The sequence below is a fragment of the Rhodococcus olei genome (assembly GCF_039540555.1).
Taxonomy (GTDB): Bacteria; Actinomycetota; Actinomycetes; order Mycobacteriales; family Mycobacteriaceae; genus Rhodococcus_G; species Rhodococcus_G olei.
Genome location: NZ_BAABFB010000044.1, coordinates 189,175 through 212,518 on the forward strand (window position 1 = coordinate 189,175; position 23,344 = coordinate 212,518).

At 69.9% G+C, this 23,344-nt stretch carries 22 protein-coding genes and 1 tRNA gene; 15 read left to right on the plus strand and 8 right to left on the minus strand.

Annotated elements, in window-relative coordinates:
• The first annotated feature begins 90 nt into the window (after positions 1-90).
• The 4 genes from pyk to ABD951_RS14175 all read left to right on the plus strand — a co-directional run bounded on the left by pyk (position 91) and on the right by ABD951_RS14175 (position 5,554).
• Positions 91-1,512, plus strand: a complete 1,422-nt coding sequence (pyk, locus tag ABD951_RS14160) for a pyruvate kinase (RefSeq protein WP_345345813.1) — start codon at positions 91-93, stop codon at positions 1,510-1,512.
• Between the two features lie 26 nt (positions 1,513-1,538).
• Positions 1,539-2,429, plus strand: coding sequence for an acyl-CoA thioesterase II (locus ABD951_RS14165; protein WP_345345815.1), 891 nt, complete (start codon positions 1,539-1,541; stop codon positions 2,427-2,429).
• Between the two features lie 48 nt (positions 2,430-2,477).
• Positions 2,478-3,614 carry a cation:proton antiporter gene (locus tag ABD951_RS14170; RefSeq protein ID WP_345345817.1) on the plus strand — a complete coding sequence of 379 codons (1,137 nt, stop codon included), beginning with the start codon at positions 2,478-2,480 and terminating at the stop codon, positions 3,612-3,614.
• A gap of 86 nt (positions 3,615-3,700) precedes the next feature.
• Entirely contained in the window at positions 3,701-5,554 is a 1,854-nt protein-coding gene (locus ABD951_RS14175) for an ABC transporter ATP-binding protein/permease (protein WP_345345819.1), read from the plus strand.
• A 7-nt stretch (positions 5,555-5,561) separates the two neighbouring features.
• Here the strand turns inward: ABD951_RS14175 and ABD951_RS14180 are convergent, their stop codons facing one another.
• The 3 genes from ABD951_RS14180 to ABD951_RS14190 all read right to left on the minus strand — a co-directional run bounded on the left by ABD951_RS14180 (position 5,562) and on the right by ABD951_RS14190 (position 7,622).
• Positions 5,562-5,750, minus strand: coding sequence for a hypothetical protein (locus ABD951_RS14180; protein WP_345345821.1), 189 nt, complete (start codon positions 5,748-5,750; stop codon positions 5,562-5,564).
• Positions 5,751-6,363: 613 nt separating this feature from the next.
• Complete coding sequence (locus ABD951_RS14185) at positions 6,364-6,822, minus strand: SRPBCC family protein (protein ID WP_345345822.1); 459 nt, start codon at positions 6,820-6,822, stop codon at positions 6,364-6,366.
• Between the two features lie 38 nt (positions 6,823-6,860).
• A complete protein-coding gene (locus ABD951_RS14190; RefSeq protein ID WP_345345823.1) occupies positions 6,861-7,622 on the minus strand; it encodes an SDR family NAD(P)-dependent oxidoreductase in 762 nt (253 codons plus the stop codon).
• 139 nt (positions 7,623-7,761) lie between these two features.
• Between ABD951_RS14190 and ABD951_RS14195 the strand changes: the two genes are divergently transcribed.
• Complete coding sequence (locus ABD951_RS14195; RefSeq protein WP_345345825.1) at positions 7,762-8,391, plus strand: TetR-type transcription factor C-terminal domain-containing protein; 630 nt, start codon at positions 7,762-7,764, stop codon at positions 8,389-8,391.
• Between the two features lie 68 nt (positions 8,392-8,459).
• Here ABD951_RS14195 and ABD951_RS14200 read toward each other — a convergent pair whose 3' ends face one another.
• From ABD951_RS14200 to ABD951_RS14210, 3 genes are all read right to left on the minus strand, one after another.
• The gene (locus ABD951_RS14200; protein WP_345345827.1) at positions 8,460-8,708 is read right to left on the minus strand and encodes a hypothetical protein; all 249 of its coding nucleotides are present in this window, start codon (positions 8,706-8,708) and stop codon (positions 8,460-8,462) included.
• A gap of 280 nt (positions 8,709-8,988) precedes the next feature.
• Complete coding sequence (locus ABD951_RS14205; RefSeq protein WP_345345829.1) at positions 8,989-9,222, minus strand: hypothetical protein; 234 nt, start codon at positions 9,220-9,222, stop codon at positions 8,989-8,991.
• A 1,112-nt stretch (positions 9,223-10,334) separates the two neighbouring features.
• Positions 10,335-10,411, minus strand: a tRNA-Leu gene (locus tag ABD951_RS14210).
• Positions 10,412-10,533: 122 nt separating this feature from the next.
• On the opposite strand from ABD951_RS14210, the gene ABD951_RS14215 reads away from it, so the two are divergent.
• The 8 genes from ABD951_RS14215 (at position 10,534) to ABD951_RS14250 (ending at position 20,172) form a co-directional block, all read left to right on the plus strand.
• Positions 10,534-11,142 (plus strand): ANTAR domain-containing response regulator, encoded by a 609-nt coding sequence (locus ABD951_RS14215; RefSeq protein ID WP_345345831.1) that lies wholly within the window; start codon positions 10,534-10,536, stop codon positions 11,140-11,142.
• Positions 11,143-11,273: 131 nt separating this feature from the next.
• Positions 11,274-12,500 carry a branched-chain amino acid ABC transporter substrate-binding protein gene (locus tag ABD951_RS14220; protein WP_345345833.1) on the plus strand — a complete coding sequence of 409 codons (1,227 nt, stop codon included), beginning with the start codon at positions 11,274-11,276 and terminating at the stop codon, positions 12,498-12,500.
• Between the two features lie 100 nt (positions 12,501-12,600).
• Positions 12,601-13,638 (plus strand): branched-chain amino acid ABC transporter permease, encoded by a 1,038-nt coding sequence (locus tag ABD951_RS14225; RefSeq protein WP_345345835.1) that lies wholly within the window; start codon positions 12,601-12,603, stop codon positions 13,636-13,638.
• Positions 13,635-14,885 (plus strand): branched-chain amino acid ABC transporter permease, encoded by a 1,251-nt coding sequence (locus tag ABD951_RS14230; RefSeq protein ID WP_345345837.1) that lies wholly within the window; start codon positions 13,635-13,637, stop codon positions 14,883-14,885. The genes ABD951_RS14225 and ABD951_RS14230 overlap by 4 nt, the downstream gene beginning before the upstream one ends.
• Before the next feature lie 44 nt (positions 14,886-14,929).
• On the plus strand, positions 14,930-15,844 hold the full coding sequence (locus ABD951_RS14235) for an ABC transporter ATP-binding protein (protein WP_345345970.1): 915 nt from the start codon (positions 14,930-14,932) through the stop codon (positions 15,842-15,844).
• Positions 15,828-16,598, plus strand: a complete 771-nt coding sequence (locus tag ABD951_RS14240; RefSeq protein WP_345345839.1) for an ABC transporter ATP-binding protein — start codon at positions 15,828-15,830, stop codon at positions 16,596-16,598. The genes ABD951_RS14235 and ABD951_RS14240 overlap by 17 nt, the downstream gene beginning before the upstream one ends.
• Before the next feature lie 62 nt (positions 16,599-16,660).
• Positions 16,661-19,396: a DNA polymerase I gene (polA, locus tag ABD951_RS14245; RefSeq protein WP_345345841.1), complete on the plus strand. Its 2,736-nt coding sequence runs from the start codon at positions 16,661-16,663 to the stop codon at positions 19,394-19,396.
• A gap of 2 nt (positions 19,397-19,398) precedes the next feature.
• On the plus strand, positions 19,399-20,172 hold the full coding sequence (locus tag ABD951_RS14250; RefSeq protein WP_345345843.1) for a PIG-L family deacetylase: 774 nt from the start codon (positions 19,399-19,401) through the stop codon (positions 20,170-20,172).
• Between the two features lie 111 nt (positions 20,173-20,283).
• On the opposite strand, the gene trxA is transcribed toward ABD951_RS14250, so the two are convergent.
• Both trxA and ABD951_RS14260 read right to left on the minus strand, forming a co-directional pair.
• A complete protein-coding gene (trxA, locus tag ABD951_RS14255; RefSeq protein WP_345345845.1) occupies positions 20,284-20,649 on the minus strand; it encodes a thioredoxin in 366 nt (121 codons plus the stop codon).
• Positions 20,650-20,763: 114 nt separating this feature from the next.
• Complete coding sequence (locus ABD951_RS14260; RefSeq protein WP_345345847.1) at positions 20,764-21,276, minus strand: 2'-5' RNA ligase family protein; 513 nt, start codon at positions 21,274-21,276, stop codon at positions 20,764-20,766.
• On the opposite strand from ABD951_RS14260, the gene ABD951_RS14265 reads away from it, so the two are divergent.
• Both ABD951_RS14265 and ABD951_RS14270 read left to right on the plus strand, forming a co-directional pair.
• Positions 21,275-22,393 (plus strand): isocitrate/isopropylmalate dehydrogenase family protein, encoded by a 1,119-nt coding sequence (locus ABD951_RS14265; RefSeq protein ID WP_345345849.1) that lies wholly within the window; start codon positions 21,275-21,277, stop codon positions 22,391-22,393. The two genes, ABD951_RS14260 and ABD951_RS14265, sit on opposite strands and share 2 nt — an antisense overlap.
• A 25-nt stretch (positions 22,394-22,418) precedes the next feature.
• Entirely contained in the window at positions 22,419-23,342 is a 924-nt protein-coding gene (locus ABD951_RS14270; RefSeq protein WP_425569852.1) for an ABC transporter substrate-binding protein, read from the plus strand.
• The last annotated feature ends 2 nt before the right edge of the window (positions 23,343-23,344 follow it).

Consider the following 23,344-nt stretch of genomic DNA (forward strand, 5'->3'; position numbering starts at 1 on the left):
AGATGACGAGTCGGTTAACGGTCGCTGAGTTCATTGTGTTCACGGGGGTGCGAATAGATCTGAATCGGTTCACCGACTAGGCTCGTCGTCGTGACTCGACGGACAAAGATTGTGTGCACCCTGGGCCCGGCGACAGCGACCGCGGAGCGGATTCGCGACCTCGTCGAGAGCGGGATGGACGTTGCGCGGCTCAACTTCAGCCACGGCGAGCACGCCGACCACGAACAGAACTACCGCCTCGTGCGCGACGCCTCCGACCTGACCGGCAAGGCCGTCGGTGTCCTCGCCGACCTGCAGGGCCCGAAGATCCGGCTCGGCCGGTTCGCCACCGGCCGCACCGTCTGGGACAACGGTGAGGAGGTCCGGATCACCGTCGACGAGTGCGAGGGAACGCACGACCGCGTCTCGACCACCTACAAGGAACTGGCCCAGGACGCCAAGGCCGGCGACCGCCTGCTCGTCGACGACGGCAAGGTCGGGCTCGAGGTGATCGAGGTCGACGGAAACGACGTCGTCTGCCGCGTCACCGAGGGTGGACCGGTCAGCAACAACAAGGGCGTGTCCCTGCCCGGGATGAACGTGTCGGTGCCCGCCCTGTCCGAGAAGGACATCGAGGACCTCGAGTTCGCGCTGCGGCTCGGTGTCGACTTCATCGCGCTGTCGTTCGTGCGCTCGCCCGCGGACGTCGAACTCGTGCACGCGGTGATGGACCGGGTCGGCCGGCGGGTCCCGGTGATCGCCAAGCTCGAGAAGCCCGAGGCCATCGACAATCTCGAGGCCGTGGTGCTGGCGTTCGACGCGGTGATGGTCGCCCGCGGCGACCTCGGTGTCGAGTTGCCGCTCGAGCAGGTGCCGCTGGTGCAGAAGCGCGCCATCCAGATCGCGCGCGAGAACGCGAAGCCCGTGATCGTCGCGACCCAGATGCTCGACTCGATGATCGAGAACTCGCGGCCCACCCGCGCCGAGGCGTCCGACGTCGCCAACGCCGTCCTCGACGGCGCCGACGCCGTGATGCTGTCCGGCGAGACGTCGGTCGGCAAGTACCCGATCGAGACCGTGCAGACGATGTCCCGCATCGTCGAGGCCGTCGAATCCGAATCGACGCGGGTGCCGCCGCTGACGCACGTGCCCCGGACCAAGCGCGGCGTCATCTCGTACGCGGCCCGCGACATCGGCGAGCGGCTCGACGCGAAGGCGCTGGTCGCCTTCACCCAGTCCGGTGACACGGTGCGCCGTCTCGCCCGGCTGCACACCCCGCTGCCGCTGCTGGCGTTCACGCCGCTGCCGGAGGTGCGCAGCCAGCTCGCGCTGACCTGGGGCACCGAGACGTTCCTCGTGCCGCCGGTCTCGACCACCGACATCATGATCGGCCAGGTCGACACCGCGTTGCTGTCCCTTGGCCGGTACAACAAGGGCGATCTCGTCGTTATCGTCGCCGGATCCCCGCCCGGCACCGTAGGCTCCACCAATCTGATCCACGTCCACCGGATCGGGGAAGAGGACCACAGGTGAACGATGCGGGTGCCGGCAGTGACGTCATGACGCGACGCGCAGACGAACGGGCGCAGGATCTTCGGACGCTGCTGGACCTGCTCGACCTGGAGCGGATCGACGACGACACCTTCGTCGGCAGCCACCCCACGGGCAGGCACCTCGGCAGCCGCACCTTCGGCGGGCAACTCGTCGCGCAGTCGATGATCGCGGCCGGGCGCACCGTCGACGGCGACCGGCCGCTGCACGCGATCAACGTGCACTTCATCCGGGGTGGCGACGTCAAGGCCCCGATCGAGTACCGGGTGCAACGGTTCCGCGACGGCCGGGCGCTGGCCAACCGTCAGGTCACGGCGCTGCAGGACGGGCGTGAGCTGTGCGTCGCGCTGATCGCGTTCCAGGACGCCGGCCGCGGGCTCGAGCACGCGGCACCACTGCCGGACGTGCCTGCCCCGGAGACGCTGCCGTCGCTCGGGGAACGGCTCGTCGGGTACGAGGACACGCTGCCGCACTTCGCCGGTGCGCTGCGCCCGATCGACATGCGCTACGCCAACGACCCGTCCTGGATCCTCAAGGGCACGGGGGAGAAGCTCGGCCACAACCGGGTGTGGATGCGCACCGACGGGCCCCTGCCCGACGATCCGCTGCTGCACGCCGCGGCGATGGGATACGGCTCCGACACCACGGTGCTGGACTCGATCATCACCACGCACGGATTGGCCTGGGGCCTGGACCGGATCGTGGCGGCCACCGTCAACCACTCGATGTGGTTGCACCGTCCGTTCCGGTTCGACGAGTGGGCCCTGTACGCCACCGAATCGCCGGTCGCGGCCGGATCCCGCGGCCTGGCGACCGGGCGGTTCTTCTCCCGCGACGGCGAGCTGCTCGCGACCGTCGTCCAGGAAGGCATGATCCGGCACTTCCCGAAACGGGGCTGACGCCGGGCGCCGAGACGGCGCGGTCGAACGACGCGAGGGGGTGCGCTGATGGGATTCGGCACCCTTGCGCTCGTCGCGGTGCTCGGCCTGAGCGGACCCCTGCTCGCGGTCCGCAGGCGGTGGAACATCCCGGTCGTGCTCGGTGAGCTCGCGGCCGGTGCGGTGGTGGGCGTCAGCGGATTTCGGCTCCTCGACCCCGGCGACCCGGTCTTCGTGTTTCTCGCGGACATCGGTTTCGCCCTGGTGATGTTCGTGGCAGGCACCCACGTCCCGATGCGGGACGCGTCGATCCGGCCCGCGCTGCGACGTGGACTCGTGCGGGCGGGCGCGGTGGGCATTGCCGCCGTGCCGGTCGGGATCGCGCTCGCCGGCATGTTCGACACCGGCAAGGCCGGGCTGTACGCCGTGCTGGTCGCATCGTCGTCGGCGGCGCTCGTGCTGCCGATCATCGATTCGCTGCGACTCGGCGGTGCGCCGGTCGTCGAGACCGTCGCCCAGGTCGCTGTCGCCGACACCGTGTGCATCGTCGCGCTGCCGCTCGCCATCGACCCTGGCCACGCGGTCCGCGCCGCGGTCGGCGCGGTGGCGGTCGCCGCCGGTGCGGCGCTCGTCTACGTGGCCTTCCGGTGGTTCGTGCGAACCGGGCTGCAGGAGCGGAGCCACCGGGTCTCCGAACAGCGCGGCTTCGCCCTCGAGCTGCGGGTGAACCTCGCGTTGCTGTTCGCCCTCGCCGCGCTCGCGACCTGGACGCACGTCTCGGTGATGCTGGCCGGGTTCGCGCTCGGCCTGGCGCTGTCGGCGGTCGGGGAGCCGAGACGGCTGGCACGGCAATTGTTCGGTGTCACAGAGGGTTTCCTCGGCCCGCTGTTCTTCGTCTGGCTCGGCGCGTCCCTCGACCTGCGGGCGCTCGTCGACCACCCGTCGTACATCGGGCTCGGGTTGTGTCTCGGTGTCGCCGCCATCGCCGTGCACGCGGTCGCGCGCCTGCTCGGGCAGCCGCTGCCGCTGGCGGCGCTCGCCGCCGCCCAACTCGGCATCCCGGTCGCGGCCGCGACCATCGGAACCCAGCTCGGCCTGTTCGCGCCCGGGGAGGCTCCGGCCCTGCTGCTCGGGGCACTCGTCACCATTGCAGTCGCGGCGGTCGCCGGGGCGCTCGCGGTGCGCCGCGGCCTGGTACGGGCCTGAACGCGGGCGCCGAGCGCCCGCCGGGCGCGGCGGCGCGCCGGGGGTTAGACTGCGCGCACTTCCCACCGCAGAAGGAGGGGTCGCGAATGTCCGGATCTTCTTCGCTGGACTGGAACAACGAGCTCTGGAACAGCTTGCGGTGGACGCTCGAAGCGTTCGGCATCTCCGCGACCTGCTTCGCGATCATCGCCGTCCTCCTTCTCCGCTTCACGCGGTGGGGGCGGCAGTTCTGGCGAATCAGCGGCGCCTACTTCACCGGCCGCGACAGCGCTCCGGTGTACGCGCTGATGGCCGTGGTGCTGTTCATGACGGTGTTCGCGGTGCGGATGACGGTGCTGTTCTCGTACCAGGGCAACGAGATGTACACCGCACTGCAGATGGCCGCACAGGGTTTCGCCCAGGGTGACAGCGCGGCGCTCGACGCGGCCGAGTCCGCGTTCTGGCGCTCCCTGGCGATCTTCTCCATCCTCGCGACCATCCACGTCGCGCGCTCACTGCTCGACTTCTACATCGGCCAGGCGTTCGACATCCGCTGGCGGCAATGGCTCACCGACCACATCACGACCGACTGGCTCGCCGGACGGGCCTTCTACCGGGACCGGTTCGTCGACGCCACGATCGACAACCCCGACCAGCGGATCCAGGCCGACGTCACCGACTTCGTCCAGACCTCCCGGTCGCTGTCGATGGGCGCCGTCGGGGCGATGGTCTCGCTCGTGTCGTTCACGAAGATCCTCTGGGACCTGTCCGGACCGATCACCGTCTTCGGCACCGAGATCCCGCGTGCCCTGGTGTTTCTGGTGTTCGCCTACGTGCTGGTCTCGACGATCGTCGCGTTCTGGCTCGGGCGGCCGCTGATCCGCCTCAACTTCTGGAACGAACAGCTGACGGCCAACTTCCGCTATGCGCTGGTCCGGGTCCGCGACGGCGCGGAGAACGTCGCGTTCTACCGCGGCGAGGGTGTCGAGCGCACCGGACTGCTCACCCGATTCGCCGCGGTGCTGCGCAACTACTGGCGGATCGTCTACCGGACGCTGAAGTTCAACGGCTGGAACCTCGTGGTCAACCAGATCGCCGAGGTGTTCGCGTTCCTGATCCAGGCGCCGCGCTTCTTCGCAGGCACGATCACGCTCGGCGACATGACCCAGTCCGCGACGGCGTTCCGGCAGGTGCACGACTCGCTGTCGTTCTTCCGCGAGTCCTACGACGCGTTCGCCGGCTACCGCGCCAGCCTGATGCGACTCGACGGACTCGGCCGGGCCAACCGGGTGTCCCGCGAACTGCCGGCGCTCGCGACCGCGGATCTCGACGGGGCACTGGAAATCGACGGCGTGCACGTGCGCACCCCCGACGGGTCCCCGCTGGTCACCGACCTCGACCTGACGATGACGCCCGGTGAGGCGGTCGTGGTCAAGGGCCCGTCCGGTAGCGGCAAGACCACCCTGCTGCGGAGCCTCGCGCAGATGTGGCCGTACACCGACGGGCTGATCCGCCGACCCTCCGGGCAGCAGACCCTCTTCCTGTCGCAGATGCCCTACCTGCCGCTCGGGGACCTGCGGACCGCCGTCGCCTACCCCGGATCCGCCGCCGACATCGACGACGACACGATCCGCACGGTGCTGCGGAAGGTGCAACTCGGCAACATCGCCGACCGGCTCGACGAGGAACAGGACTGGGCCAAGATCCTGTCCCCGGGCGAGCAGCAGCGAATCGCGTTCGCGCGCATCCTGCTGCTGCGGCCGGCGCTCGTGTTCCTCGACGAGGCGACGTCCGCGGTCGACGAGGGGCTGGAGTACTCGCTGTACGACCTGATCCGCACCGAGGTACCCGAGTGCATGCTGTTCAGCGTCAGCCACCGCAGCACCGTCGACCAGCACCACACCCGCCAACTCGAACTGATCGGTGACGGGGCGTGGCAGCTGTCGACGGTGTCGGTGTGACCGAGCGTCAGGGCCGCCAGCCGGCCGGCATGTGCTCGTCCGCGAACGCGAGCTTGATCCGGATCAGCTCGGACCGGTTCGGCTTGCCGGATTTCATCAGCAACCCCTCGACGGCGGCCTGCTGGTCGTACGACTGGATCTGATTCGCATCCATCTTCACGCCGACCAGCGGTCGAACCGGCCCCGGCCTAGGCATTGCTCTCGACCATCTGTGTTTCCGCGCTCATCATTGACCTCCCCAAGGATCGGACCAGCGTCGTGTGCGAAGGATGAGGATTCGCCGGTTCCGGCACGAATCCGATCGTGCTCGGCATGCAATCTAGCGAATCGGACAGACCGTTTAGTTGGTTTGACGGTATTTGCTGGACGAGTGTCCGAACATCTCGCACTGTGGGATCGGCAACGGGTCGGATGCATCGCGCTCGGCGCGCGTCCGGCACCGGCCGGCATGCCGTGGTGGAGCGGTGTGACCGTGAGCCCGCCGACGCGGCGGAGGTCGGCGCCGGCACCGCGACGGCCGACCCGTGGTGGGCGGCAGGAGGATCGGGATCCGGCTCCCCGCGCGGCCGTGTCCGTCACTGGGGTGGGTCGGGCCGAGGGCAGCGGCCGAACCCTGTACCGGATCGACGGGCTGCGGGAGGCGCTCTCGCTCGCCCGGAGGCGTTCGGGGTGCGGTAGCCGGCGACGGGCCATCGACACCGGGCACGTCGAGTCCGCCGTCGCCCGCGGTCAGTCGTGGCACCGCCGGCCGGGCGGGTGTGGGCGATGCTTCGAGGCGGGACGCGATCGGCGCGTGACCGCCGGCGCGATCAGGCCCGTTCGACCCGGGTCGCGATGTCCTGCAGGTCGGTGGACATCGCCCTCGCGGTCGCCTTCATCGCGAGCCGGCCCAGGGTCGCCGCGAGCAGACGGTGCAGGGTCGAGCTCCCGACGGTGGCCGAGAACGTCATGGTCAGCTCGGTGCCGTCGCCGGCCGGGGAGAGGTCGAACGTCGTCGTGTAGTCGGTTCCGGCGGAATGCGCCTTGACCACGGTGCGGTGCGGCGGATCGACCTCCGCGACCCACATCTCCTCGGTCGCCTCCTTGTCGAACATCCGCCGCGTCTCCCGCCACCGGGTGCCGACCCGATACCCCTCGCCGGACACCCGTTCCACCCCGGTGACGCCGGAGAGGGTCTGGTCGGCGCCGTCGATGTCCGTCAGCACCGCCCACACCCGCTCCGGTGCCGCCTCGACCCGACGGCTGATTCGAATCTCGTTGCCGGGCATCGGTTCTCCCCTCGGGCGGCGACGGTTCCGGGCAGGTCCTAGGTGATCGTGAATCCGCCGTCGACGGCGATCGTCTGCCCGGTCACGTAGCCGGCGGCGTCGGAGGCGAGCCAGACCAGGCTGGCGGCGAGTTCGGCCGGATCGCCGGTGCGGCCGAGCGCGATGCGCGACGCCTGGCTCTCGAGGTAGCCGTCCTGGTAGCTGTCGGTCATCTCCGACTCGAAGAAGCCGGGCGCGATCGCGTTGACGCGGATGCCCTTGCGGGAGCCCCACTGCTGGGCCAGGTCCCGGGTCAGGCCCACGACCGCGGCCTTGCTGGCGCTGTACGCGGCCTGCGGCAGCTGCGCGGTGGTCAACCCGAGGATGCTCGCGATGTTGACGATCGAGCTGCCCGGCTGCATCACCCGGCCGCACGCCTGCGCGCACCAGTACGACCCGTTCAGGTTGATGTCGATCACCGATCGGAACTGCTCGGGCGTCTCACGCGTCGCCGGGACGGCCGTGCCGATGCCCGCGTTGTTGACCAGGACGTCGACGCGGCCGAACTCGGCCATCGCGGCGTCGACCATCGCCTGGCACTGCTCGGGCGAGGTGACGTCGGTGGCGACGGTCAGGGCGCGCCGACCGCTCGAGCGCACCAGGTTCGCGGTGTCCTCGAGCTTCTCGGTACGCCGGGCCGCGAGCACGACGTCGGCGCCCGCCTCGGCGCACGCCTGCGCGAACGCGACACCCAGCCCGGAGGACGCGCCGGTGACGATGACGACCCGGTCGTCGAGACGGAACTTGTCGAGCACGGACATGAGGCCACCTTCTCCTTGACGGGTCGGATTCGGCGCCGAGTCGCCGACGGGCGCGGCTCTGCCGAAACACGGTCTGACCTAGGATACTACGCAGTATTATGAGAACTGTCCCGGCAGGATCACCCGAGAGCAGGCTGGTGTGAACGACAACGGCGCCGTCCGGTCCGACGTCGCGCTCCGCATCCTCGATGCCGCGGCGGACGCGTTCGCCCGCGCCGGTTTCGCGAACACGACGATCGACGACATCGCCCACGACGTGGGCGCCACGAAGGGGCTGATCTACTACCACTTCCGCTCGAAACTCGACATCTTCCTCGCGGTCTACGAGCACGGGATGCGCCGGCTCGATGCCGTGGTGCGGCCGAAGGTGGACGGGCCGGGCACCGGCCGCGCCCGGCTCGATGCGATGTCGGTGGCGCACGTGGAGATTCTGATGACCGATTTCGGCTACCACCATGTGGTGCAGCAGGGCGTCCGGGACCAGTCGTCGACCTCGACCACGACCCGGCAGCGGGAGGCCCTCCTCGAACTGAACGACCTCCGCCACGAGTACGAGCGGCTGTTCCATCGGGTCGTCGTCGACGGCATGCGTGACGGATCCCTCCGTGAGGCCGATCCGGGTCTGGCGACGCGCACGCTGCTGAGCAGCCTCAACGCCGTCGACGCCTGGTACCGCCCGATCGAGGGGCAGGCCCCGCGGGAGATCACGAATCTCGCCCACGAGATCGTGGCGTTGATCATCGGTGGCGTCTCGAGTCGTGATCGTTGATCCCGAGTCGTGTGCCGGGCAGCGTGGCGTCGACCGGGGAGGGCAGCCGGGCGCGGGCAACCTCGGTGTCAGTGCGGGAGTCGGGCCTCGAGGGTGCGGGTGAGGATCTCGAGTGCCAGGTTCCAGCCGTCGGCGACGGCAGGAGTCAGGGCGATGCCGTGTTCGGCGAGTGCGGGCCCGGCGAGATCGCGGATCTCGTCGGGCCCGACCCGCGTCTGCGCCAACCCGACGATGTCGAGCAGGAGCCGGACGCGTTCGCCGTCGGTCATCGGCAGACAGGCCCGGGTGGCGAGGGATTCGGGACCGGGGATCGTCATCGGCGGGCCGGTGGGCGGGGGATCATGTCCCCACGTTATCGACCGCCGACGCAGGCGAGTACCGCGTCCGCGAGGCCGTCGTCGCCCGCCACGTTCGGGTGCACCGGAACCGGTTGTGCCGCAACGTCCGTCGGTTCGACTCACCGCCGGTCGAACGGCGCACTCGCGTGTGGGACCGCGGCCGCCACCCGAACCGCGAGCGAGAGGCCGCGACGAGTGCGGCCGTGGCCACGGCCCGGGACAACGCCGGTCCGGGCCGCGTGCGGTGGCGGTGCGGCGGTCACGCCACGCAGATCGGGAAGATGATGTTCGGGCCGAAGACCGGGAGGATCCCCGCGGGTGCGCACGCCAGCAGCGCGCCCAGCAGGTCGGTCTTCTGGCCGATCAGGACGACGGGGCGAATCGGGTCCGGGGTCGCGGCGGCGGGGCCGGCGTTCGAGGTGCCGGAGCCGAGCAGGAGCAGGGGCGCGGCGACGGCCGCGACGACCGCCGGGCGCAGGAGGTTCGTGTACATGCCGGCCTTCTTCGGTTCGTGCCGTTACGGGCGGGTGCGGCCGTTCCGCCGCGTCGCCGACGCCGTACAAGAGCGACGTCGTAGATCAACAGTGCGCCCTCACTTCCGCGAACACAACAGGGTGAATCGGGCGGGTTCCGGGAGGGCCCGGACGCGCCTCGGGCCCGCAGTCGAGGGGTGTGACTGCGGGCCCGAGGGGTTGTGCGCTAGATGAACAGGGCGCCCAGACCGGCGGCCGCGCCGACCAGTCCGACCACGGCGGCGACCATCGTGGCGCCGGCGGCGACGGTGGTGAGATCGGAAGCGCTGGAACCCATGGGTGTCTCCTTCTGTCGTGAAGCGGTGCTTCGTGTTCCGCCGAAGTTCGGCGTTGAACGAATGTCTAGTTGCTGACGGACCGCCTTCACAACTCCGATTTCCATTGTGGGCCTTTCTATTACAAGAACGAAACGGGGGAGCCCGAGGGAAACCTGGAGGTGATCGCCGTGTAACACGGAATTGACGCGGCCGCGACGTTCGCCGCCGCCGGGGTGCCTCCCGGCGGGTTCGCCGGCATCACGGTGGGGAGGCGCGTCGCGCGGCCGGCCCACGGGCCTCGGTTCCGACCTCTGTCCCTCCGGGGCGCCAATGGGGCCGCCCGGGGGAGCCGGTCCGCCGCTTCGCCGGGGCACCCCGGCCCCGGCCGTCGGGCGGTCGGAATCGCGATGGCCGACAGGCTGATCGAGTCGTCCGCGGGTGGCGGACGATCCCTGGGGATTCCTCGAACTCGACGGGCTGGTTCTCCGGGGTGTGGCCGTGGTGGGCGTCGTCGTGACCACGTCTGCTGCATCGCGGCGCCACCCGGCGCCTCGGCGGGGTGCCGATGCCGTCTCGGTGGCGTTGCTGCGCGGTTCCCGCCGTCCGGCCGGGCCGGTCCGCGACCACGCGCCGGCCTTCACCGCGCGAGCGTTGGCCCGAGGTACGCCGGCGGCGGCTCCTCGATGTCCGCGGACAGGGTCCGACCGACGCGGCACTGGACCCGCGGTCGTGGTCCTCGGCGGGGCGCTCCGGCGGGTGCGGGCTGCGGAACCCGGCCTCAGCGGCGCGGCTCGGGGCCGCCGGCCTGGTGCTACTGGTGCCCTCGGTGAGACTCGAACTCACACTGCACGGGTTTTGAATCCGTTTCCTCTGCCAATTGGGATACGAGGGCTGGCGGGTACCCACTGTAGAAGATCCGGCGTCAAGGTCAAGCACCGGTACCCTGCAAAGGGCCCGGCGCCGGTGGAAACGACCGTTTTCGCCGGTGGCCGGCGAGGAAAGGAGTGGCCGACGATGACCGAGCCCGTCGAGCAGGAGAGCCGTCCGGTGTGCCGCCGAGTGGTGGTGGCCGAGGACGAGGCGCTGATCCGCATGGATCTGGTCGAGATGCTCCGCGAGGAGGGCTACGACGTCGTCGGTGAGGCGGGTGACGGCCAGCGGGCGGTCGAGCTCGCGACGGAGCTGCGCCCGGACCTGGTGATCATGGACGTGAAGATGCCGCGGCGGGACGGGATCGACGCGGCGTCCGAGATCGCGGCGAAACGCATTGCGCCAGTGGTGATCCTGACTGCGTTCAGTCAACGCGAACTCGTCGAGAAGGCGCGCGACGCGGGCGCGATGGCGTACCTGGTCAAACCGTTCTCCAAAGCCGACCTGGTGCCTGCCGTCGAGCTCGCCGCCAGCCGGTTCGCGGAGATCTCCGCGCTCGAAGCCGAGGTTGCGAGCCTGACCGACCGGTTCGAGACCCGCAAGCTGATCGAACGGGCGAAGAGCGTGCTGATGACCTCACAGTCCCTCAGCGAGCCCGACGCGTTCAAGTGGATTCAGCGCGCCGCGATGGACCGCCGCACCACGATGAAGGTCGTGGCCGAGGTGATCCTCGAGACGCTGGGCGGCAAGTGAACCTCCGCGACACGAACCGGACGCGTTCTTGCTATGTGATGCACGGGGATTGAGTGGGGGATATGTTCACACCGGGCTGACGCGGTCGGCCCCTCCGACCCGTCGGAGCCCGCAGAGTTCGGGAGTGTGTCATGCATCGTCGTGCAGCGCGCAGTGCGCTGGTTCTGTCCGTGGCCGCAACCCTCGCCGTGGCGGGATGCGGCAGCAAATCGACCGACAACGGATCGTCCGGCGGCGGCACCGGCGGGTCCTCCAGCGGACTGAGCATCGTGCCCCAGGTGCTGCTCGACGCCTCGGGCGCGCAGGTCGCGTCCGCCGACGTCACCGACGCCGCGGATCCGGCCGGGAGCGGCAACGCCTCCTGCCAGGGCGTGTCGATCGCGATGGCGGGTGCCCTCACCGGCGCGAACGCGGCCCTCGGCCAGAACATCCTGAACGGGGCGAAGCTCGCCCTCGACAAGCACAACAAGAACAACCCGAACTGCCAGGTGACCATCAAGCAGTTCGACACCGAGGGCGACCCGCAGAAGGCCACCCAGGTGGCGCCGAACATCGTCAGCGACCAGTCGATCATCGGCCTGCTCGGTCCCGCCTTCTCCGGGGAGACGAAGGCCACCGGACCGGTCTTCAACCAGGCCGGACTGCCGTTCCTGACCGCGTCGGCGACCAACCCGACGCTCACCCAGAACGGCTGGACCACCTTCTTCCGGGGTCTCGGCAACGACAACAGCCAGGGCTCGGTGGTCGCGAAGTACCTCACCGGCACCCTCGGCGCGAAGAAGGTCTGCGTGATCCAGGACGACTCCGACTACGGCGTCGGACTCGCGAAGGTCGTCACCGAGAACCTCGGCGCGGGCGCCGACGCCGCCTGCTCGGCCAGCGTGAAGACCGGGCAGAAGGACTTCTCCGCGGCCGTCTCACAGATCAAGGCCCAGAACCCGGACGCGATCTGGTACTCGGGCTACTACGCGGAGGCCGCCCCGTTCGTGACCCAGCTCCGCGAGGGCGGTGTCACCGCGCTGTTCAGCTCCGGTGACGGCACCAACGACCCCGAGTTCGTCAAGCAGGCCGGCGAGTCGGCGAAGGACGCGATTCTGACGTGCCCGTGCATTCCGGCCCCGTCGGCGCTCGCGGATCAGTACGAGGCACTGAGCGGGCAGGCGCCCGGCGTCTATTCGGTCGAGGGCTACGACCTGACCACGATCATGCTCGCCGCGATCGACTCCGGTGTGAAGGACCGCGCGGGCCTGCTCGGGTTCGTCAGGAACTACGACGGCCAGGGTGTCGGGAAGCGGTACCAGTGGAACGCCCAGGGTGAGCTGTCGAACGCGCTCATCCAGATCTACAAGGTCAACTGACCGCCGGCGGACGTGGTCGGGTGCGCCCTGCGCGCACCCGACCACGTCGCCTTCACCGGTACCGCCCCGCGCCCTACGCACCAACGAGGAAGAGACCTCGATGATCGCGACCGCACTCGCCGACTCCGTGACCGTCCACGCCGGCAACATCGACTTCAACGTCGCAGGCCTCACCGCGAGCTTCTGGCAGCTGACCGTCGACGGGCTCGCCTATGGCGCCATCTACGCGCTCGTCGCGATCGGCTACACCCTCGTCTACGGGGTCCTGCGCCTGATCAACTTCGCGCACTCCGAGATCTTCATGCTCGGCATGTTCGGTCAGTACGTGGCGCTCGAGCTGCTCGGGTTCGCGCCCAGCGGCAACGTGTACAACGAGGGCGTCGTGATGACCGTCGTGTTCCTCGGGCTGGCGATGCTCTTCGGTATGGCGGTCTCCGGGACCGCCGCGGTCGGCCTGGAGCGGGTCGCGTACCGGCCGCTGCGGCGTCGCGGCGCGAAACCTCTGGTCTTCCTGATCACCGCGATCGGCATGTCGTTCGTGATCCAGGAGTTCGTGCACTACGTGCTGCCGAAGATCTGGCCCGGACTCGGCGGCACCAACGCCCAGCAACCGATCAAACTGGTGCAGCCCGTCGAGGTGTTCACGATCGGCGGTGCGACGGTTACGAACGTGACCCTCGTCATCATCGCCGCCGCGCTGGTGCTGACCGCGGCGACCGACATGCTGATCAATCGCACCAAGTTCGGGCGCGGCATCCGGGCCGTCGCCCAGGACCCCGACACGGCGACCCTGATGGGCATCTCGCGGGAGCGGGTCATCATGTTGACGTTCCTGATCGGCGGGATCCTCGCCGGCGCCGCCGCGATGCTGTACTCGTTGAAGATCCCGTCCGGAATCATCTACAACGGCGGGTTCATCCTCGGTATCAAGGCGTTCTCCGCGGCCGTCCTCGGCGGTATCGGCAACCTGCGCGGTGCCCTGCTCGGCGGTCTGCTGCTCGGGGTGATGGAGAACTACGGGCAGGTCCTGTTCGGCACCGAGTGGCGCGACGTGGTCGCGTTCGTGCTGTTGGTCGCCGTCCTGATGTTCCGGCCCACCGGAATTCTCGGCGAGAGCCTCGGGAGGGTGCGGGTATGACCATCGACCACACGAAGGCCCCCGGCCCGGAGGTCGCCCGCGGTCTCGGCGACGCGATCCGCGGCTGGTGGAACGGGCTGGCCCGTCCGATGCAGTGGCTCGTCGGTGTCCCGGTGATCGCGCTGATCGCGATCCTGCCGGTGTGGCGGCCACCGCTGCTGGACACGCCCGGCACCGACTTCGGCGGCGTGATGGCGCAGTTCGCGATGTACGCACTGATCGCGGTCGGACTCAACGTGGTGGTCGGCTCCGCGGGCCTGCTCGACCTCGGATACGTCGGCTTCTACGCCGTCGGCGCCTACACCGTCGCGCTGCTGACCAGCCCGAACAGTCCGTGGAACAAGATGGGTGCCAGCGTCTTCTTCTCACCGGACTGGGCGTGGCTGTCGTGCCTGCCGATCGCGGTCGCGATCACCGCGTTCACCGGACTGATCCTCGGCACCCCGACCCTGCGATTGCGCGGCGACTACCTGGCGATCGTGACGCTCGGCTTCGGTGAGATCGTGCGGCTGCTGGCCGACAACCTCACCGACGTCACCAACGGCGGCCAGGGACTGTCGCAGATCGCGTACCCCCGGGTCGGGGAATCGGAGGAGAATCCGTTCGGAGTCTTCTCGGCCGGCAACACCGGCGGCAACGTCAACTCGGGGACGTGGTGGTTCTGGGTCGGCATGGTGCTGGTGATCGCCGCCCTGCTGATCGTCGGCAACCTCGAGCGCAGCCGCGTCGGCCGGGCCTGGGTCGCGATCCGGGAGGACGAGGACGTCGCCGAGATGATGGGTGTGCCGACGTTCAAGTTCAAGTTGTGGGCGTTCACGATCGGCGCCTCGATCGGCGGCCTCTCCGGTGCGCTGTACGCGGGGCAGGTGCAGTTCATCAACCCGACCGGCTTCAACGTGATCAACTCGATGCTGTTCCTGTGCGCGGTGGTCATCGGCGGGCAGGGCAACAAACTCGGCGTCATCGTCGGCGCGTTCATCATCGTGTATCTGCCGAACCGGGCGATGTCGATCGAGGTCGGCGGGCAGCCGCTCGGCGACTACAAGTACCTCTTCTTCGGGTTGGCGCTGGTGGTGCTGATGATCTTCCGGCCGCAGGGCCTGTTCCCGGCGCGGCAGAAGCTGCTGGCGTACGGTCGGCAGGTGTACCAGGCGGTGCGCCGGCCGGTCGATCCGCCCGACCCCGTCGGGTCCGGCGGGGTGGACCCCGCGCCGTCGGAACCGGTCACGAACGGAGGCGGACGATGACCGCGGGCCCCGGCGCCGGCGACGCGATGTTCGACAACGAGGACATGGCGGTCGATCTCGCCCCCGAGCTGGATGTGCCCACCGCCGGCGTCGTCGACGTCGCCGCACTCGACCCCGCCCTCGCGAACCCCGAGGCGGTGGCCGAAGCCGTTGCACCACAACGAGACATCCGGGTCGACGAGGGTGAGTCGCTGTTGCGCACCGAGGGTCTGTCCGTGACGTTCGGTGGTCTCGTCGCCCTCGACGACGTCAGCTTCGAGATCCGCCGCGGCGAGATCCTCGGCCTGATCGGCCCGAACGGGGCCGGCAAGACGACCTGCTTCAACGCGATCACCGGCGTCTACAAACCGTCGGCGGGGTCGGTGTACTTCGACGGCCGTCGGCTGGCCAAGACGAAACGTCACGAGATCACCCGGCTCGGTATCGCCCGCACGTTCCAGAACATCCGGCTGTTCGGCGAGATGACCGCCCTCGAGAACGTCGTCGTGGGTACCGACGCGCGGCACCGGACATCGGTACCCGGCGCGATCCTGCGCTCGGCCCGCCACCGCCGGGAGGAGCACGACGCCGTCGAACGCGGCATGGCGCTGCTCGAGTTCGTCGGCATCGCCCCCCTCGCGGTGGAGAAGGCGCGCAACCTCTCCTACGGAGACCAGCGCCGGCTCGAGATCGCCCGCGCGCTGGCCACCGAACCGAAACTGCTGTGCCTCGACGAGCCGGCCGCCGGGTTCAACCCCAGCGAGAAGGCCGCGCTGATGGACCTGATCCGCAAGGTGCGCGACGACGGGTTCACCGTGCTGCTCATCGAACACGACATGCGCCTGGTGATGGGCGTGACCGACCGGATCGTGGTGCTCGAGTTCGGCCGCAAGATCGCCGACGACCGGCCCGCCGCGATCCGCGAGAACCCGGCCGTGATCGCCGCCTACCTGGGGGTGCCCGATGACGAAACCGCGTGACTCCGACCACGACCCGGCACCCGCCGACCCGACGTCGCCGCTGCTCGAGGTCACCGACATGGTCGTGTCCTACGGCCGGATCCGGGCCCTGCACGGCATCTCGCTCACGGTCCGGCGCGGCGAACTGGTCACCCTGCTCGGCGCGAACGGCGCCGGCAAGTCCACGACGATGCGCGCGCTGTCCGGGCTGCTGCCGCTCAGCGCCGGCCGGATCGTGTTCGACGGCCGCGACATCACCCACGTCAAGGCGCACGAGCGGGTCGCGCTCGGCATCGTGCAGGCACCGGAGGGGCGCGGGGTGTTTCCGGGCATGACGGTGCAGGAGAACCTCGACATGGGGTGCTACGCACGAACATTCGCGAGCAAGGCCGAGTACGCGCAGCGACTGGACTGGGTGATCGAGCTGTTCCCGAGGCTGGGGGAGCGGCGCACCCAGGTCGGCGGCACGCTGTCCGGAGGTGAGCAGCAGATGCTCGCGATCGGCCGGGCGCTGATGGCGCGGCCCCGGCTGCTGATGCTCGACGAACCGTCGATGGGGCTGGCGCCCAAGGTGATCGCGCAGATCTTCCGGATCATCACCGAGATCAACGCGCAGGGCACCACCATCCTGCTCGTGGAACAGAACGCGCAGCAGGCGCTGCGCCGCACGGACCGCGCCTACATCCTCGAGACCGGGGAGATCACCCGCAGCGGCACCGGCGCGGAACTGCTGGCCGACCCCGCGGTCAAGCACGCCTATCTCGGCGTCGGGTGAGTGATGGCGGCACGCCCGTGTCCGTTGGCACCGTGTCGGGGGTCGTCCCTAGACTCACTGCGGTGAGCCCCACGACGTCCACCTCAGCCCACCCCGCCGCCTCCGCCGCGGACGCCGGTGACAAGCCGACACTGCTGCTCCTCGACGGGCACTCGCTGGCCTACCGCGCCTTCTTCGCGTTGCCCGCGGAGAACTTCAAGACACACAGCGGGCAGACCACGAACGCGGTGTACGGCTTCACGTCGATGCTGATCAACCTGCTGCGCGACGAGCAGCCGACGCACGTCGCGGCCGCGTTCGACGTGTCCCGGCAGACGTTCCGCGCCAAGGCTTTCCCCGAGTACAAGGCGAACCGTGCCAAGACGCCGGACGAGTTCAAGGGGCAGGTCGAGATCACCAAGGAGGTGCTCGGCGCGCTCGGCATCCCGGTGATGGCCGAGGACGGCTTCGAGGCCGACGACATCATCGCGACCCTGACCACCCAGGCCGCCGCCGAGGGTTTCCGGGTGCTCGTGTGCACCGGCGACCGGGACTCGCTGCAGCTCGTCACCGACGACGTCACGGTCCTCTACCCGCGCAAGGGCGTCTCCGACCTGACCCGGTTCACCCCGGCGGCGGTCGAGGAGAAGTACGGGCTCACCCCGCGGCAGTACCCGGACTACGCGGCGCTGCGCGGCGACCCGTCCGACAACCTGCCCGGCATCCCCGGCGTCGGTGAGAAGACCGCCGCCAAGTGGATCCGCGAGTACGGCTCCCTCGACGCCCTCGTCGACCGGGTCGACGAGGTGCGCGGCAAGGTCGGCGACGCGCTGCGCGCGAACCTGTCGTCGGTGGTGCTCAACCGCCAGCTCACCGAGATGGTCCGCGACGTCCGGTTGCCGTACACCCCCGACCAGCTGGCGCTCGCGCCCTGGGACCGGGACAAGATCCACGCCCTGTTCGACGACCTCGAGTTCCGGGTCCTGCGCGACCGGCTGTTCGACACCCTGTCCTCCGCCGAACCCGAGGCCGAGGAGGGCTTCGAGGTGCGTGGCGGTGCGCTCGCGCCCGGCGAGGTCGCGGCCTGGCTGGCCGCGCACGTCCGGGACGGGAGCCGGGCCGGCCTGTCGGTCGTCGGGAGCGGCGCCCCCTTCGGCGGTGACGTCACCGCGCTCGCGATCGCCGCCGCGGACGGGGAGGGCGGCTATGTCGTCGCGACCACCGTCACCGAGGACGACGAGACCGCCCTCGCCGCGTGGCTCGCCGACCCGAGCGCACCGAAGGCCCTGCACGAGGCCAAGGCGGCGATCCACGCGCTGCGTGGCCGCGGCTGGACGCTCGGCGGCCTGACCAGCGACACCGCGCTCGCCGCCTATCTGGTGCGTCCCGGGCAGCGCAGCTTCAACCTCGACGACCTCTCGTTGCGCTACCTCAAGCGGGAACTGCGGGTCGAGGACACCGGGGAGGCGCAGCTGTCCCTCCTCGACGACGAGGACGCCGCCGACGCGAAGGCCGCCGAGACGGAGATTCTGCGTGCCCGCGCGGTCCTCGACCTCGCCGCCGCGTTCGACACCGAACTCGCCGCGATCGAGTCGGCCCGGCTGCTGACCGACCTCGAGCTGCCGCTGCTCGCGGTCCTCGCGGACGTCGAGGGCACCGGCATCGCCGTCGACACCGACCACCTGCAGGATCTGCAGTCCACGTTCGCCGACCGCGTTGCCGCCGCCGCGAACGCCGCGTACGAGGTGATCGGGGAGCAGATCAACCTGGGCTCGCCGAAGCAGCTGCAGGTGATCCTCTTCGACAAGCTCGACATGCCGAAGACGAAGAAGACCAAGACCGGGTACACCACCGACGCGGCCGCGCTCGAGTCGCTGTTCGAGAAGACCCAGCACCCGTTCCTCGAGCACCTGCTCGCGCACCGCGACGCGACCCGGCTCAAGGTCACGGTCGACGGCCTGCTGAAGTCCGTCGCCGACGACGGCCGCATCCACACCACCTTCAACCAGACCGTCGCCGCCACCGGCCGGCTGTCGTCGACGGAACCGAACCTGCAGAACATCCCGGTCCGCACCGACGCGGGCAGGCAGATTCGGGACGGCTTCGTCGTCGGCGCGGGCTACGAGTCGCTGATGACGGCCGACTACAGCCAGATCGAGATGCGGATCATGGCGCACCTGTCGAAGGACGAGGGCCTGATCGAGGCGTTCAACACCGGTGAGGACCTGCACAGCTTCGTCGGTGCCCGCGCGTTCGGCGTCCCCATCGAGGAGGTCACCCCGGAGCTGCGGCGCCGCGTCAAGGCGATGTCGTACGGCCTGGCGTACGGGCTGAGCGCCTACGGCCTCGCGCAGCAGCTCAAGATCTCCACCGAGGAGGCGAAGGAGCAGATGGACGCCTACTTCGCCCGGTTCGGTGGGGTCCGCGACTACCTGCACGAGGTGGTCGAGCAGGCCCGCAAGGTCGGCTACACGTCCACCCTGTTCGGTCGCCGTCGCTATCTGCCGGACCTGAACTCCGACAACCGGCAACGGCGAGAGGTCGCGGAGCGTGCCGCGCTCAACGCCCCGATCCAGGGCACCGCAGCCGACATCATCAAGGCCGCGATGATCGACGTGCAGGACGCGCTGCGCGCGTCCGGTCTGCGGTCCCGGATGTTGCTGCAGGTGCACGACGAACTGGTGCTCGAGGTGGCCGCCGACGAACGGGAGGCCGTCGAGGCGCTGGTGCGGGAGAAGATGGCCGGCGCGATCGAGCTGTCCGTGCCGCTCGACGTCTCGGTCGGGGTCGGCCGCAGCTGGGATGCGGCGGCGCACTGACCATGAGCGTGCTCGTCTGCTTCCACGCGCATCCCGACGACGAGGTGTTCATCACCGGCGGCGTGATCCGCCAGGCGTCCGACGCCGGTCATCGTGTCGTCCTCGTCACCGCCACCGACGGTGCGCTCGGTGAGGTACCCGACGGATTGCTGAGTCCGGGGGAGAGCCTCGCGCGCCGGCGCCGTGCCGAACTCGACGCGTCCGCGGCCGCGCTCGGCGTCCACCGGGTCGTCCCGCTGCACTACCGGGACTCCGGCATGGCCGGCACCGACGACAATGCGCACCCCGACGCGTTCTGCAACGTCGACGTCGAGGTCGCCGCCGCCCGGCTGGCCGAGGTCCTCGCCGAGGAGTCCGCGGACGTCGTGACCATCTACGACGCGAACGGCGGCTACGGGCACCCCGACCACATCCAGGTGCACAGGGTCGGGGTGCGCGCCGCCGACCTGGCCGGGGTGGGGCGGGTGTACGAGGCGGCCGTCAATCGCGACCACATGAAGCGGATGATCCAGGCGAACCCCGCGTGGACCGACGAGGCGCAGCCGCCCGACGTCGACTCCCTCGGCCTGCCCGAGGACCAGATCACGACGGTCGTGGACGTGTCCGGGCAGATCGAGGCGAAGCGGGCCGCGATGGTCGCACACGCCACCCAGGTCGGCGACTTCGGTCCGTTCCTGCAGATGCCGGTCGAGGTGCTGACCTCCGCGTTCGGTACCGAGTGGTTCCGCAGGCGCGGCATGCCCGACGGCTACACCGAGTCGGCGCTCGCCCTGTAGCGCGGGTCCCCCCCGACTCCCGACTCGGCGCCGCCCGGCCGCGTCGGGTCGGCCGCCCCGAAACGACTCCGGCCCCGTGACGGGGTCACGGGGCCGGGCGATCGGGGTCGGCTACACCTGCTGCTGCTCGGCGATCTGCTCGCGGACCTTGTCCATGTCCAGGGCCTTGACCTGGGTGACCAGGTCCTCGAGCGCGGCCTGCGGCAGCGCGCCGGGCTGCGAGAAGACCAGGATGCCCTCGCGGAACGCCATGATCGTCGGGATCGAGCGGATGTTCGCGGCCGCCGCGAGACCCTGCTCGGCCTCGGTGTCGACCTTGCCGTGCACGACGTCCGGGTGCGCCTCCGACGACGCCTCGAACGTGGGGGCGAACTGGCGGCACGGGCCGCACCACGACGCCCAGAAGTCGACCAGCACCACGTCGTTGCTGGTGACGATCTCGTCGAAGTTCTGCTGGGTCAGGGTCTGGGTGGCCAATTCGAATCCTCTCGCCGCCGGCCGTCGGCCGGGATCGGTGCAGCGGCATCGCTGCTGTCGGGCGGTACAACGCACCACCGGCGCCGATTCTTCCCGACCCGCCCGCGGCGGGCGTCACGCGATGCGCCACTCCCGTTTCACGTCCCCGTCCCAGCGCCGGATCCCCGCCGCGGTGCCGGAGCTGTGCGCGGGGGTGAGAAGGTTGACCGCGGGCCCGATCTCGTCCGGGAACACGCGCCGCGCGAGGGTGATGTGCGGGGTCCAGTCGCCGGGATGGATGTGCGCGGGGATGCCGGGGCTGGCATGCAGCACCCGAAAGATGCTTCGCTGCAACGCCAGCAGGCCGGCTGTGGGAATCACCAGATAGGACAACGTCTTTCGGTGTCCGCCGAAAACCACCACACCGCCGAGCGAGATCCGCAGGTCCGGAGGGCTGAGCTGCTGCTGCAGCAGCAGGTCGGTCTCGGGGTCGATGTGCCGGGCCACCGCGAGGGTGATGTGCGGCCGGTTCGTCGACCTGCGCACCACGTCCTGGCTCGGCAGCGCGGCATCCGACAGGCGCCGCCACTCGCGCCGGATCACCGCGTCGAGGTCGGCGTCGAGCAGCAGTTCCACGGACTGCACCATGCTGAGCAATGATGGTCGCGTGAACCCTCATCGCGCAATCACTCACGACTCGACCCGCGTGGGTCTGCTCGTCGGCGACGGCATCGGCCACGAGATCGTGCCCGCGACCCGTGGCGTCGTCGACACCGCCGTCGCCGCGGCCGGTGAGGCACCGATCGACTGGGTGACGCTGCCGATCGGCCTGGACGCGATCGCCGAGCACGGCACACCGATCCCGGACGTCACGCTCGACGCGTTGGCCGGCCTCGACGGCTGGGTGCTCGGTCCGCACGACAGCGCCGCGTATCCCGAGGAGTTCCGCGGCCTGCTCACCCCGGGGGGCACGATCCGCAAGCGGTTCGACCTGTTCGCGAACGTGCGACCGGCGCAGGCGTTCTCGGGTGTGCGGGCCGTGGTCCCGGACATGGACCTGGTGATCGTCCGCGAGAACACCGAGGGGTTCTACGCGGACCGCAACATGCACACGGGCAGTGGCGAATTCATGCCGACACCGGACGTCGCGCTCGCGGTCGCGGTGTTCACCCGCCGGGCGTGCGAGCGGATCGCGCAGACCGCGTGCGACCTCGCGGCCCGCCGCCGAGGGCGGGTGACCGTCGTGCACAAGGCGAACGTGCTCACGTTGACCACCGGCCTGTTCCGGGACGTGTGCGTCGAGGTCGCCGAGGGATTTCCGGGCGTCCGCGTCGACACCGAACACGTCGACGCGATGGCCGCCCACCTGGTCCGCCGCGGCGGCGACTTCGACGTCGTGGTGACCGAGAACATGTTCGGCGACATCCTCTCGGACCTGGCCGGTGAGCTGTCCGGATCGCTCGGCACCGCGCCCTCGCTCAATGCGTCGCACACGCAGGCGATGGCGCAGGCCGCGCACGGGGCCGCACCCGACATCGCCGGCCGCAACCGCGCCAACCCGACCGCGCTGATGCTGTCCGCGGCGATGCTGCTGGACTGGCTGGCGGCACGGCAGGGCAGGGACGGTCTCGCCCGCGCGGCCGGACGCATCAGACGGGCGATCGAGCAGACCCTCGCCGCGGGTGTGGCGACCGCCGACCTCGGCGGCCTGGCGTCCACCGCGGAGTTCACCGAAACCGTGGGGGCCCGAATCCTGCGGCGGTGACGCTGTTGCCAGTACGCTGCGAAGGGTGCGGTCCTCGCCGGCGGGAGTGACGACGTCGGCGCGTCGATTCCCGCGGCGCGCCCGGTGTTTCGGTGTGCTGGCGGCGGTGCTGATCGCAGTCACCGGGTGTGTCCACAACAGCGAGGGTCTCGTCCCACCGGAGACGGTCCACGTCGACCGCGTCGACTCGCTGGCCGCCCAGGTGCCGCCGGCGATCGCGTCCGCGGGCCGGCTGAAGATCGGTGTCAACGTCCCGTACGCGCCCAACGAGTTCAAGGACGAGGACGGCAACATCGTCGGGTTCGACGTCGATCTGATGAACGCGGTCGCCGCGGTGCTCGGGCTGCGGGCGGAGTTCAACCAGGCCGACTTCGACAAGATCATCCCGGCCGTGCAGGCCGGCACCTACGACCTCGGGATGTCGTCGTTCACCGACACCGTCGAGCGGCAGAAGTCGGTGGACTTCGTCGACTACTACACCGCCGGGATCCAGTGGGCGCAACGCACCGGCGACGACGTCGACCCGAACGACGCCTGCGGCCTGCGGGTCGGGGTGCAGACCACCACCACGGAGGACATCGACGAGGTGCCCGCCAAGAGCGACGCCTGCGTCGCGGCCGGGAAGAAGCCGATCGCGAAGATCAAGTACGACAGCCAGGACGACGTGTCCAACGCCCTGATCCTGGGCCGGATCGACGCGATGTCCGCGGACTCCCCGGTGACCGCGTACGCGATCAAGCGCAGCAACGGCCGGCTCGAGAACGCCGGCCCCCAGTTCGACTCGGCGCCGTACGGCTGGCCGGTGCGGAAGGGGTCGCCGCTGGCGCCGGTGCTCGCGCAGGCGCTGCAGCACCTCATCGACTCCGGTGCCTACCAGCAGATCGCCGACAACTGGGGGGTCGGATCGGGCACCGTCACCACGGCGCAGATCAACGGCGCGACGAGCTGACG